The sequence below is a fragment of the Xanthomonas sp. D-99 genome, from assembly GCF_017746145.1.
GTDB classification, from domain to species: Bacteria; Pseudomonadota; Gammaproteobacteria; order Xanthomonadales; family Xanthomonadaceae; genus Xanthomonas; species Xanthomonas cissicola.
Window position 1 is genome coordinate 1 of the sequence record NZ_JAGHWU010000101.1, and the last position, 14,133, is coordinate 14,133.

The 14,133-nt window shown below is 64.2% G+C and carries 2 protein-coding genes and 1 pseudogene; 1 reads left to right on the forward strand and 2 read right to left on the reverse strand.

The annotated features are described in order from the left end of the window. Positions 1-70: 70 nt before the first annotated feature. Positions 71-11,206, reverse strand: a complete 11,136-nt coding sequence (locus J7360_RS20525; protein ID WP_244667864.1) for a filamentous hemagglutinin N-terminal domain-containing protein — start codon at positions 11,204-11,206, stop codon at positions 71-73. A 70-nt stretch (positions 11,207-11,276) separates the two neighbouring features. Beyond that, positions 11,277-12,977 (reverse strand): ShlB/FhaC/HecB family hemolysin secretion/activation protein, encoded by a 1,701-nt coding sequence (locus J7360_RS20530; RefSeq protein WP_209034681.1) that lies wholly within the window; start codon positions 12,975-12,977, stop codon positions 11,277-11,279. Between the two features lie 736 nt (positions 12,978-13,713). Here J7360_RS20530 and J7360_RS20535 point away from each other — a divergent pair. Next, positions 13,714-14,133 (forward strand): annotated as a pseudogene (locus tag J7360_RS20535) (HmsH protein); the annotation flags it as partial.

Sequence of the window (14,133 nt, forward strand, 5' to 3'; positions counted from 1 at the left end):
AAGCGCCAGAAATGGCGAAATTCCGAAGTTCCAAAAGCCACTCTTCGGAACGACGCCACCTTCCGCCCTGTCAGGTCTCGTTGTTCAGACCTTCCTTAGTCACGCCCAAGGCGACGCTGAATCCACCACCGCCGTAGAGACCAGACTTCTTGACGGTCTTCTCATGCTCTTCGCTGTGCGTGTTCTGCACCGTGTCCAGCGTGAGGTTGTTGCCTGCGGCCAACACCACATTCCCGGTGCTGGCGACTTGCGCACCCTGCGACAGCAGATCGTTGCCTGCCGCAATTTGTACCGTGTCGCCACTGAGCGTGGTGGTGACCGCGACAGTGTCCTGCCACTCATCATGCGTGGTGGTGGTCTTGCTGCTGAACGTGCCCTTCTTCTTGGTCATGTCCTGCACGGCATCGTGCTGTTCGCTGGCGGCGAGCAGGTTGACGTCGTTGCCGGCGGCCAGGGTGATGCCGCCTTCCTTGGTGGCGACCGATGCGGCGGTAAGGGTGATGTCGTTGCCCGCCTGCATGGCGAGGTTGCCGCCGGCACTGAACTCGGTGCCGTGGACGGTTTCGTCGCTCGTGCTGGTGGTTTGCTTGAAGCGCTTGCGCGTCTCGAGCGTATCGCTGGTGTCGACCGTGGTCAGCGTGCTGGCGTTGATGTCGTTGCCGGCGCTGATCCCCAAGCCCTTGCCTGCATCGAGCTTTGCGGCAACCAGGTTGACGTCGTTGCCGGCGCTGAGGATCAGGTTGCCGCCGGCGGTGAGCGCCTGCTGGTCGATGGTCTGCGTGGTTGTGGTGGTGGTGACGCGGGTCTTGCCGTCGCGGCTGTTGTAGCTGTTGGTCTCGGTCTCGTTGAGCACGGACTCGACGTTGAGGTTGTTGCCCGCCGCAGCGATCAGATCGCCGCCGGCCTTGACGTCGGCCTGGCGGATGGTCAGGTCGTTGCCGGCAGTCAACTGCAGGCTGTCGCCGGTGCTGATGTTGGTGCGGGTGACGACCTTGCCATCCAGGCCGGTGGTCGGCGTCAGCGACAGATTGTTGCCTGCCTGCAGTGCCGCGCTCCCACCAACGGCGATGGTCACGCCATGCAGTTGCAGGTCGTTGCCTGCAAACATCACCAGATCCTTGCCAGTGGTCACCGACACCGCGTCGCCGCCACGCATCAGGCCGTTGTCGTCGCGTAAGGCGCTGGGCGTGAGGCTGAGGGTGTTGCCGGCGATCAACGCCGCGCTGCCGCCTGCCTGCATGCGGGTGCCGGTCAATGTCATGTCGTTGCCGGCCATCAGTTGCAAGGAGTTGCTTGCAGTGATACCCGACAGGATGCCGACGCCGTTGATGGCCTTGGTCGCTTCACTGACCAGGTTGTTACCGGCCACCAATGCGACATCGCGGCCCTGGATCTGGCCTTGATTGAGCAGGTCGTTACGCGCTTCCAGCGACACGCCGCCAGTGCCGCTGATGCGGCCCTGGTTGAGCAGGTTGCCGGCGGTGATGCTGACATCGGCACCGGCGATGACGCCCTGGTTGTTCATGGCGTTGCTGGCATTGAGCTCGACGTTGCCGCCGGCAATCAACGCGCCGTTGCCACGCAGTTGCAGCGAGTTGGACGCCAGGTACACCACCGGCACCAGCACGGTCTGGCCCTGGTACTCCTGCTCCACCATCCACACGATGTCCTGCGTCAGCGCGGCCGCCTGCGCGGCGGTCAAGCCCACGCCCATGCTTAGTTGCAGCTCGCCTGCAGCGGCCACGCCGGATTCGAGCAAGGCGCGGTACTGCGCCACGCCGTCGGCATAGTTGCCCAGATAGCGGCGGCCGGTGAGCTGGGTGATCTGATCCAGCACCAGACGCTGCTCATAGAAGCCATCGCCCAGGCGGGTCTGGGTCCACTCCGGGTCCACGCCCAGCTTGTCGAGCAGGAAATCGCTGCTGATGAAGTTGTCGTAATTGACGAAGCGCGGATCGGTCTCGATCAGGTAGCGACGGCCAGGGCCGTTGCTGCGCCAGGCGTTGATGCCGCCCAGGCTGGTTGCTGCGCGGCCCATCGCCGTGCGATCGGTGGCCATGCCATTGGACAGGCGATACAGGCCGCCGATGGGCAAATCGATCTGCGTCAGCGATGTCTGGCCACCGCCAACGATGTTGGTGACGGGAATGGTGGCGGGATCGACACGCGTGCGGGTTCCATTCGTACCTGCGGTGACACCGGTACCGGCGGCGGTGGTCTGCACATTTGCCTGATCGATGCTGCTGCGCACCAGGACGCTGTCGTTGGACATCACCGGTGCGACCGACATCTTGACGATGCCGCCCGACGTGGCCAGCGTGGCGTCCTGCGTGTTGGCGCCGACTTGCGTGCCTGCGCTGCCGCTGGTGCCGGTGGCAACGCGGATGCTGCCTGCGCTGCCATTGGCGCGACCGACCACGGCCTGACCACCCACACCAACGGCACTTTGCGTAGTGCGACCGTTCAAGCCGCCTTGCGCGCCCACGCCATTCAGTGAGGCATCACTGATGCTGCGGCCATCGCTACCAACAGCGCCGTTGCTGATGTTGGCGCCGTTGATGCTGACGCCTTGGTTGCCGGTCATGCTGGCGCCCAGGGCGATATAGCTGCTGCTGACCGTTGAGGAACTCAGCCGCTGATCTTCCTCTTCGTAATAGCACACGACCTTCTGCCCGACCGGCTGCATGCAGTCATTGGTAATCGCGGTGACGATGTGTTCCACATCGCTTTGCCGAACCGTCTGATTCAACGCCAGCGCCTGGTTGAGCAGCTGCTCGCCGCCTACGATCATCCCGTCCGAGAGCCCGCCAAGACCGCGCTGGTTGGCCGCGAACACGCCTGCTGCAGCGATGGTGGAGGCATTGTTGGTCACGCTCCCCGACAACAAGATGTTTCCGCCCGCCGCGATGCGTCCCTCAGCGCTTGCGGAAGACAGCTGTTCCTGCTGGATCACCTGATAGTTGCGATAAATGCCTGGCGCAAGCCCCGTGTAGGGATAAGGCGCCCGGGCGCCCTGGATGTTCCGGATCGCCTTGCCTTCGATCAGCTCACCACCCGCATACACATCGTCGTTGCCGGGATCGGTAGAAACGCTGGTTGTGTTAACGACACGCCGCCGGTTATTCAGCTGGTTGGCCGCAATCAAGATGCTCCCGTCGGCCTCGATACTGCCCGACAGGTTATTCACCACCCCGGTCCGCGATACCAAGGTGCCACCACTATCCTGCGCCCCACCAATTGCGATATTGCCCAGGCTGTAGATGCGCGCATCGCGATTGAGCAACTGATCGCGCACGATCAGGTTCATATTGCTGGTGGAACCCAGCAGGGCCGAACCATAGGCCGCATTGTCGGTCGCACCACCCAGATCGGCACCATTGACCAGCGTGCCGGTATTCACCGAGACATTGCCACCGACGATGCTGCCGGTGTTGTAGACGCTGTTGGCAACGAGCAACAACGCCCCGTTGCCGGAAACGCTGCCGGCATTGTCGATGACGTTACCGCCGTTGAGACGGGTGTCGTTGGAGAGGATGTTGGCGCCGGCGCGGTTGGTGATGCTGCTGGCGGTGATATCCAGGGTACGCGCGGCCTTGAGCGTGGACTCGTTGACCAGATTGCCGCCCACGCGCAGGTTGAAATTGCCATTGCTGACCAGGTCGGCGCCGGCGCGATGCGTGTAGTCGCTGCGCAGGGTCAGATCCAGCAGGTTCTGCGCGAGGATGCTGCCGCCACCGTCGAAGCCGACCGTGTCGATAAGCACATCGCCGACGCCGCCGGTAACGCTGCCGGCACCAATCTGGCCACCGGCATTGCTCAGGTTCTGCAGGTTCAAGCGAACCGATTGCTCGGCCTTGATCCTGCCGCTCTGGTTGTCGAGCGTGGCACCTGCCCGCTGCAGCAGGAAGTTGGCGCCGGCATAGACGCTGCCGCCCTGATTGTCCAGCACATTGGTATTGGCGATCAGGTCGCCGCCTGCCACCAACTGGCCACTAGTGTTGGCGACGCTGGCCGCATCGATTACCACACTGCCGCGCCCGCCCAGATTGCCGCTGGTGTTGGTCAATGCGCCGCCGGTGGTGAGGCGGGTCAGGCCACTGCCATTGTTGACGATGCTGCCTTGGGTGTTGTCGATCCGTCCGGCGGATGCGGTCAAGCTATTGCCGGCATCGAGCTGGCCACCGCTATTGAGCAATGCACCGGCCACCGCAACGCTCAGATCACGGCCGGCGCTGAGCTTGCCGCCCTGATGATTGTCCAACTGGCCACGTGCAGTGATGCTGAGGTCGCGCCCGGCCTGCAGATTGCCACCGGCGCTGCTGATGTTTTCTGCAATGATCACTGCATCGGTGCTGGCGCCGATCGTGCCGTTGCCATTGTCCAGACCGCGATTCAACTCCACCCGCAAACCGCCGCCTGCACCCGCATTGGCAACTGCCTGCACGGTACCGCCGGCATTGCTGAGGCTGTCGGCACGCAAGGTCAGCGCACCACCGCTGGCCTGAAGCAGGCCGTTACGGTTATCGACTGCGCCGCTGGTTTGCACGTTCAATGTCCGGGCCGACACCGAGCCTGCCAGGTTATTGAGGCTGGCAGCGGTCACCGCTGCATCGCCTGCCGCAGCGATAGCACCATTCTGATTAGTCAAGGCACCGCTGGCGCCCAGGGTCAGCTGACCCTGCGTCAGGATACGTCCGCCGCCGTTGCCGAGTGCACCGCGGCTGGTCACCGACAGCGTGCCGGCGCCGGCATGCTCGATACGGCCCTGCGCATTTTCGATGCTGGCAGCGGTGATGGTCAGATCCTGACCGTTACTGGCAAGCGTGCCTGCGGTGTTATCGATGGCACCCCCGATCACCACGCGAGTCGCAGCCGCGCCGCTCTGCACCAGACCACCGCCGACATTGCTGAGGCTGCCGCCGTCGATACTCAGCTGGTTAGCCTGAAGTTGCCCGCCGACAGTGTTGAGGCGGCCATTGTCGATAGCGCCGACGGCCTGCACAGTGAGCGTGCCGCCCGCAAGCAGATTGCCGCCACGATGATCGAGGCTACCGCCGGTAGCCAGTGCCACATTGCCGGTGGCACGCGTGGTGCTCCCAGCCAGCTGCAGCTGACTGCCTTGCGCTGTGAGGTTGCCGCCGGCCAGCAGTGTGCCGGAGGCAGCGAACTGACCATCGGCAACCAGGCTGAGTGTGCTCCCGCTGCCCAGGCTGCCGTCTGCGTTAATGCCAGCACCCACCGTACCGGTGATGCCAATCTCGCCTGCGCGAAGGCTTAAATTGCCCGCTGCAGTAGTTTGCCCGGCGTTTTCGATACGCGCGCCTTGCACATCGACCGTTGTCCCGCTGACAGTGCCCTGCTGGCGTACAACCGCATCGCTGACGAGTGCGAGTTGTTGACCCGCGACCTGGCCGGCAATGGTCAGATCACCTTTGGAACGCAGGTCGAGTGTGCTGGCTGCGCTCAGATTGCCGCTCTGCGTCAGCGCGCCATCGGCCTGTGCCGTGAACGCCCCTGCCGATGCCAAGCGGCCATTGAGCTGCAGGTCGCCACGGCTGATCAATGCCACATCGCCACGCTCGCTGCCCAACTGACCACTGTTGCTCAGCTGCCCCGCTTCCACGCGCAACGCATTGCCGCCGATCAGATCGCCGCGGTTATCCACCGCACCGCTGGCGCTGACACCAAGCCGCTGCAGGCCATAGGCCTGACCGGTTTGGCGCAGCGACCCGACATTAAGCGAGAGCTGATTGCCGGCACGAACGACGCCAGCGTTGTCGAGCAGGCCTGCGATGGACAACCTGGTGTCGCCTTGCGCAAGCAGCACGCCCGTTGCGGTGTTACTCGCGCTGGCTGCGGTCACAGTCAAGCCATCGCCAGCGGCGACCTGCGCGGCGTTGGTCGACGCGCCGGTTGCGCTCAGCACCACGTTGCGGTCTGCCTGCACCACGCCGGCAACCGCCAGATCGCCGGTGCTGCGTAGATTGATGTCGGTGGCGGCATCGAGTGCGCCACGGCTGTCGATCGCTGCGCCGTCCAGGCTGATCGCGACGCCGCTTTGCAACACTGCCGCTTGCCCGGTCGCAATCTGCGCACCACGCAGATTCGCACTCGCCGCGGATACCGCCTGCCCATCAAGGTTGAGTGTGCGCTGCGCCTGCAGATCAAGCTGCGATGCAGATTGCAGCGTACCTGCTGCAGTGAGATTGCGCCCGGCCTGCAGCGCGATGGACTGCGCCTTGACCGAACCGGCCTGATGCAGATCGCCGCCAGCGGCGGCGTGTAGCGTGCTGGCTGCTGCGACCACGCCCTGCAAGGTAACATCGCCCCGGCTGGTCAACGTCACGGTCGACGCTTCGCTGCCGAGCTGGCCGCTGCTACGCAGCGTGCCTGCTTCCACCAGCACTGCATCCTTGGCGATGAGACTGCCGCGGTTATCCAGCGTGCCGGTGACTGTGGCGGTCAACGCCTTGCCGGCGACAGCAGTGCCGCTCTGGTCCACGCTGGCTGCAGTGATCCGCAGATCGCCGCCGCTCTGCAGGCTGCCGGCGTTCTGCAATGCACCTGTCGCCAGCGTGACGCCGCCCGCTGCCGCAAGTGCGCCGGCTGCTGCGTTGTTGATCGAACCTGCCTGTAGCGAAAGGTCGCGGCCCGCAAAGACCTGGCTGGCGTTACCCAGTGCACCGCTGGCGCTCAACACGACATCGCGGTTGGCCTGCGCAACACCCGCCAGGGCAAGATCGCCTGTGCTGCGGACTACAAGATCCGTCCCGGCATCCAGCGTTCCACGGCTGTCGATTGCGGCGCCGTCCAGGGTGATGGCACCACCGCTTTTCAGGACCGCATCACGACCGGTCACGATACTGTTGCCGTGCAGGCTCGCATCTGTCCCGGCCTGCGCCTGCCCGTTCAAGCTCAGCGTGCGCTGTGCTCGCACATCCAGCGTGGAAGCCGATTGCAGGGTGCCACCGGCAACGAGATCACGGCCAGCCTGTAGCGCGACGGTCTGTGCGCTGAGCGTCCCTGCCTGTGAAAGGTCGCCCCCTGCCGTGGCTTGCAACGTGGTCGCGGCAGACACCACGCCTTGCAACGCGATTGCGTTCTGGCTGGTCAGCGCCAGCGCGCCGGTCACCGAGCCCAGCTGACCATTACTGACAATGCTGCCGGCGGTGATGCTCAACTCTTTGCCAGAGACCAACTGGCCTGCGTTTTCGAACGCACCGTTGGAAGCGATCGACAGCGCATCGCCGCTATAGACACGACCGCGCTGCAACAGCGACCCGGAGGTCAGCGAAAGTCCTCGCTCTCCGTGCAGGCTACCGCGATTGTCCAGTACCCCGGCAACGTCGACGCGCAAATCGCGCTTGGCACCCAGGGTTGCGTCAGACGCATTGGCGGCACTGGCAGCCTGCACGCTCAGATCGCGCGCGGCGATTACTTGGGCACCGTTGTTCAAGTTACCTGTTGCGGTCAGCGCAATGTCGCGGCCGGCCTGCGCTACGCCGCCCAGCGTCAGATCGCCCGCACTACGTAGAGTCAAATCATTCGCTGCATCGAGCGCGCCACGGCTATCGATGCTGTTACCTGCCAAGGTAATCGACGCGCCGCTCTGCAGCACCGCCACAGCGCTGGTTGTGATGGTTGCGCCATCGAGCGTGGCATCGGCAGCACTGGATGCCTGACCGTTCAATGCAAGCGTGCGTTGCGACTGCAGATCCAGGGTGGATGCGGACTGCAGGCTGCCATTGGCAGTGAGGTCTCGCCTGGCCTGCAACGCAATCGACTGCGCCTTGAGCGAACCAGCTTGCTGCAGATCGCCGCCAGCCGATGCCTGCAATGCGGTCGCGGCTGCAACCACACCGTCCAGCTGCATCGCGCCCTGGCTGCTTAATGCAACACTGGCCAGTTCGCTGCCCAATTGGCCGCTGCTGCGCAACGTGCCTGCATCGATCTGCAGCGCGTCCCTGGCGATCAGGTTGCCGCGGTTATCCAGCGTGCCGGCAACTGTGCCGCGTAAGGTCTTGCCGGCAGATGCGCTGCCATTTTGATCGAGACTTGCCGCCGTCATCTGCAGGTCGCCGGCTGCCTGTATGCGGCCGGCGTTTCTCAACTGTGCTGCCGCGGTGAGTGCCACATTCCCATCGCCCGCCAATACGCCGGCAGCGGTGTTCTCCAGGCTTTGTGCCTGCGCGGTCAGGGTGCGCCCGGCGAAGACCTGCGCTGCATTGGTCAGCGCCCCGGTAGCCGTCAGCTCAACATCGCCGCTGCCCTGCGCAACACCCGCCAGCGTCAGGTCGCCCAGGCTGCGTACACGCAGATCGCTGCGTGCATCGAGCTTGCCGCGGCTATGAATCGTGCCGCTATCCAATGCAATCGCTGCGGCGCCCTGCAGGACCGCATCCTGGCTTGTCGTCAGCGTGGCAGCGCGCATGCCGATGTCGCCACCAGCCTGGCCTTGCGCAGTGAAGGTCAAGTCACGTTGCGCCTGTAGGTCCAAAGTCGAGGCAGATTGCAGCGTGCCGCTCGCGGCGAGGTCGTGACCTGCTCGCAGCGCTACGGATTGCGCCTTCAGCGAGCCGGACTGCTGCAGATCGCCCGCAGCATTGGCCTGCAAGGTGGTTGCGGCAGCCACCACACCTTGCAATGCGATATCGCTTTGGCTACCCAAGACGACGCCTGCAGCTTCACTGCCGAGCTGGCCGCTGCTGCGCAAGTCGCCGGCATCGATCTGCAGCCCATCGCGGGCCACCACATTGCCGGCATTGTCGAACGTGCCGGCAACCGTTGCGGACAGCGTGTTGCCGGAGCCGACGCTTCCGTTCTGGGTCAACGAATCGGCGCTGATCTGCACTGCGTTGGCAGCGTAGACGCTGCCGGCATTTTCAAGCGTGCCGCCGATACGCAGCTGCGCATCGGCACCGGACGAGAATGCCGCGCCTTGCGCGTTGTGCAGGCTGGACGCATCCATCTGCAGTGGACCAGCAGTGACCACCTTTGCGCTGTTATCCAGCGCGCCGGCCGCTTGCAAGGTCGTACTGCCTGCGCTCTGCACGGTGCCGTCCAATGCCAGCGCCCCAGCGCTGGCGATGCGCAGGTCACCGCCAGCATCGATCAGGCCGTTATGGGAGACACTGCCGCCACGCAGTTGCAACCCGCCATTGCTGTGCAGTTGGCCGCGCTGACGCAGCGCGCCATCGGCCTGCAGATCGAGTGCGCTGGCCGAACGTAAGACGGCATCGTTTGCAAGCTCACTGGCCGCGGCAACCGTCAGCGCGCCGCGCGTGCTCTGCAGCGTGCCGGAGAGGCTGGCATCACCGCCGCTACGTAAGTTGACGCTGGCCGCATTCACGATGCCCGACACCTGGGCGCTGCTTGCGGCATCCAACGCCAATGCCCCGCCTGCAACGGTATTGCCGCTCAGGCGCAGATTGCCGCGACTACGCAACGTGGCATCGCCACGCTGGCTGCCGATATCGCCGCTGCTTGCCAGCTGCGCCGCGTCCACAGCCAATGTGCCGCCTGCGACAATGGCGCCGCTATTGAGCAATTGGCCTTCAACAGAAAGCTGCGCATCGCGTGCGGCAGACAGACTGCCTGCAGTGGTGACACTGGCAGCTTGTAACCGCAGATCGCGACCGGCATACGCGCTACCGGCGTTATTGACTGCACCGGCGCTACGCAGGTCCAGATCGTTGCCTGCAGACACCGCAGCGCGCTGTGCGATGTCGATCGACGCTGCGTTCAACGCAAGCGCATCGGCTGCGATCAGCTGCCCCTGCAGTTCCAGGCGCCCACCCACACGTACATCAGCCCCCTGCCCGGCTTGCGCCAATCCAGCCACACGCACATCGCCATTGCCGTTGATCCGCAGCGCAGTTGCCGCATCCAGCGTGCCCAGTGCGTCGATGGTAGTGGCATTCAGCGCAATCGCCGCGCCGCTCTGCAAAGTACCGGACAATGCAATCTGCGCTGCGCGCAAATTCGCGCCCGCGCCGCCATAGGCCACACCACTGCTGCTCAGTAATCCATCAGCGCCCAGGTCCAGCGCACCGTTGGTGTGCAAGCTGCCATCGGCATTCAGTTGCGAACCGAACAGACGGATCGACCCCGCGCTACTGCGGCCACCATGGTTCACCACACCACCGGCTTGCGCATCCAGCGCACCGGCGGCGACCAGGTCGCCTGCAAGCGTCATGTTGGCCGCACGCAGGTACACGTCGCCTTGCTGCGAGCCGAGCACGCCACGCTGATCCAGCGCGCCGGTGGCACGCACATTCACGGCATCGCGTGCGACGGTGGTGCCGCTCAGGCTCAATTGCCCGGCGCTGTCGATCTGCAGGTCGCCACTTTGCGCGGCTAACGTGCCGCGGCTCACCACGCCAACGCCGGCTTCGGTGGCGATCAGGCGAATGCGTTCGGCATACATGCCACCCAATTGCGCCACATCGATGCCGATTGCAGGAGCGGCGCCGTCGGCACCTGGCAGGACGTCCAGCAGCATGCCGTCGTAATTCACGCGTCCGGCACCAGCGGCGGCGACCAGCTCCCTGGTCCAGACCGAGCCATCTACGCTGAGCTGACGCGACAGCAGGTCCAGTCGATCCACGTTGAACGCGTCCAGACCGTTGCGGCCGATGCTCAGCGCTCCACCGGTGATGCTGAAACCGTTCAAGGCACCATCGCTGCCCAGGTTCGGTGTGCCGGTGGTCAGGGTGGCGCGCGAGGTATTGAGAAAGCCGCAGCCATCGCAGGAAATGCCGTTGGGGTTGGCGATCACCAACTGCGCTCTCGCACCGGCGATTTCGGTATAGCCCTGCAAGCGGCTGCTGGCCGAGGTGACTTCGTTGAGGATCAGCGACGCGGCACCGCTGCGCTGCAGGTTGTTGTTGCCGGCAACGTAACCGCCCAGCTCGGTCTTGGAGATCTGCGCGCTGTTGTTGAGGATCAGCCCATTCGGGCCGACATTGAAGTTGCTGTAGCGGTTGTGCGAAATGCCGCGTGCATTGGGCGCGACGATGTCCACCACCGGCACACCATTGGCAGCGACCTGCTGACCGGGCGTCTGCCCTGCAGGGTTGGCGGTTGGCGCAACCTGCGCCCATGCTGGAAACGATGTCCAGGTGGTCGTGCAGCACAGCAACAGTGCAAGCGCACGCTTGCCCTGCTCGGCCAGGTAACCACGCACGCGCATCGCTTCGTTGTCCATCGTTTCTCTCTCGCCGCCTGTTGGCGTCATCCATCAACAAACGCGCAGCCGGCTGGCGACGCGATCCCTGTCAAAACTGGTAAATCACACGCGCGCCGTAGGCTGGCTGCGCACTTCCAAATCCGTCGGGACGGTGAATCGCCCAACCAGCGAATGCATCGACGCTGGCGCCGAACCAACCGCCACGCAGACCCACCGCGCCACCGACCAGGCTGCGGCCGCGCAGCCCGCTGGCGCTGGTGCCATCGATGCGGCCGGCGTCCAGGCCCAGGTAGGGCGTCAACCCGATCTGCTGCACGGGGAAGCTCAGGGTATTGCGCCAGTACGCGCCTTTTTCCGCCCCGAGCGTCGCTTCGCCGTCAAAACCGCGCACGCTGTAACGGCCACCCATGGTGACGAACTCCGAACCCAGCAACAGTTCGCCAGCGGTCTGTGCACGCAGGCTGCTTTCCCACGCCATCGGTACCGGGCCAAGCTTGAACGGCAGGGCCGTGCTTATGTCCAGCGTAGTCACCCCATAGCGAAATGTCGGGAAGCCGATCTGCGGGTCGTAGCCGGTCCACTGGCTGTTGAACCACGGCGTGCCGCGCCGATGCGCCAGACGCATGTCCAGCTGCATCGTGCCCAGATAGCGCCGGTGCGTGAGGTAGAACTCCGCGCTGCTGGTATCGCGGCGCTGGATGCCGATCTCCACGCCATCCAGATAACTGCGCGCACGCCGCCGGCCAATCACCACACCGGCCGAGGTCTTGCTGGTGCCGTCGCGATGCAGCACGCGCTGAATATCCAGCTGCGCGTTACTGGACTCGCCAGTGGATTGGAAGGTCTGCAAAAAGCCATCCACGCGCTGGTGATAGCGGTACGACGATGCCGCCAGCGCAAACGTCCACCATCCCCATGGCAGGCTGTAACTCAGGCTGTTGCCGCGTGTGCCGCGTTCTTCGTCGCGCGTGGCCAAGTCATGGCTGTAGCCAATGCTGAGCAGATCGTTGAGACCCAGTGGGTTATCCAGCGAAACGTCCAATCCACCTTGCACGCGACCGGTAGCCTCCATACCTGAATCGTCGACATTCGCCACACCGCGCCAGCGCCGCCCATGCTGCAAGATGATCACCAGATCCGATTCGCCCGGTGCCTCGCCCGGCGCAATATCGATCTTGGCGTCCTGCGACGGCAGCCGCTTGAACTGCTCTACCGCTTGCTCGATGGCACGCAGATCCAGCAAATCGCCCGTACGCAGCGGCAATGCGGTTTTCCAGTGCGCGCCTTCGGTCTCGGACACCACGCGCACCTCGCGCAAGCGGCCGGGCATCAGTTCGAAACGTAGTTCGCCACGCGACAGATCCTGTTCCGGAACGCCGATGCGGGTGGTGACCAACCCGCGTGCAACCAGCTGATCCAATGCGCGGCGCCGGATGATGTCGATGCCGGCACGCCCGATGCAGCGGCCTTGGTAACGGCGCAGCGACGTCCACAACCACGCAAAGCGCGCCGCATCATCGCCCGCGCCGGACAGGCGCACGCGGGTGATCGAAAAACACAGGTCTTCTTTGGGCAGCACGGTGCTGCGCGCGTCCACACGGTCGGCGTCCTCGCGCGGGCCGGCGAAGGGCGCCTGGCGCTCCTGTTCCTGGCGACGCTGAATTTCCTCGGCCTGGCGCAATTGCTCCTGCCGATCCAGCGTTGTCGGTGCCGACTGTTGTGCAGCCGCCAGCCCGGCGATTGCGCACAGGCAAACCGCCAGCGCCAAAGGCGCCGATCGCATCCACATCTGTCCTGCCCCCTGTGCGGCGGTCGCGCTACTGCGCGCCGTCGCCCGCATCAACGTGCCTGGTCACCAAGGCGGCGGCGCAATCCGTCAGCACGTTGAAATGCGGTGCGACTGTGACGGAATGTTAAAAAACGGTCAACGCGCCGTGTAGGGGCCATCCTGTAAGAAAAACCCGACCTTTCTGATTTTGTGATGAAAATCACTTAAAAAGCGGATTAGCGGCGATTCGCTCACGTCGTCAATCAACGATCGGGGACCCTAGGTATCTGCAATGTCTGCCATCATGCAGATAAGCCGGCGCATCTGTTAGATGCTTCTTCAGACATATGAGCGGCATGGGACCATCCCCATGATGTTAATTCTTAATGAAGATAGGGAATAGAGATCTCGCTGCAGACAAATTCAGCGCCTTGCTGGGAATCCCCGCATGCGCAAACGGGAAGACCAGTTTCAGACCAAGCAAACTGAAGTAATGAACATCTTATCCACATTGTGATGACGCGCACTTTACAGTGGCATACCCAGTATCGCCGGACTTCATAGCCGGGATCGCTCGTGAATCTCCCCCTCCCCCTCCCCCTGTTCACGCAATCACGTGCAGCGCGGTCGTCCTGACCTTACAGGCGCACTCACTCCTCTGCTCAGCCTCGCTTTGTTCACCGCATGTGTGCCCCAGGCGCACAGCGGTGAAGTGCGGCCTGCGGACGTGCCTGATGCCCCCACAGCCCTCACCCCCATGCAGCAGGCCGAGCAATTTCGCGGCCGGCAACGCTACGCGGACGCCTTGGCCATTTACGAGCGGGTCTTGCATGCCGACCCACGCGATAGAGGCGCCTACACGATGCGCGCGCTCACGCTCAGCGACCTCGGCAGCGCGCAACTCGCGGCCGAGGCGATGTGGCGGCATCCGGACTGGTTTTCGCAGCAGGAACGCGAGCGCCTGGATAACGACCGCGTCGCACGCATGATCGGCTGGGCCAGCGCCGAGCCGGTGGATGCTGCGCATCGCTATGCCGAGACCGATCAGGCGCTGGTCAATGCAGCCCGCATCCAGCGCGACGCGCCTCCACAGGCTGCCTGGGAAGCGACGCGATTGCGCGTGGACAGCCTGGTCGCGCTCAATCAACGCCAGCGGTGTCAACAACAACTTCAAACT

Excerpts from the sequence above, each read along its gene's own strand:
- J7360_RS20530 (WP_209034681.1), bottom strand. The coding sequence starts at position 12,977 with ATGTGGATGCGATCGGCGCCTTTGGCGCTGGCGGTTTGCCTGTGCGCA.
- J7360_RS20525 (WP_244667864.1), bottom strand. The coding sequence starts at position 11,206 with ATGGACAACGAAGCGATGCGCGTGCGTGGTTACCTGGCCGAGCAGGGC.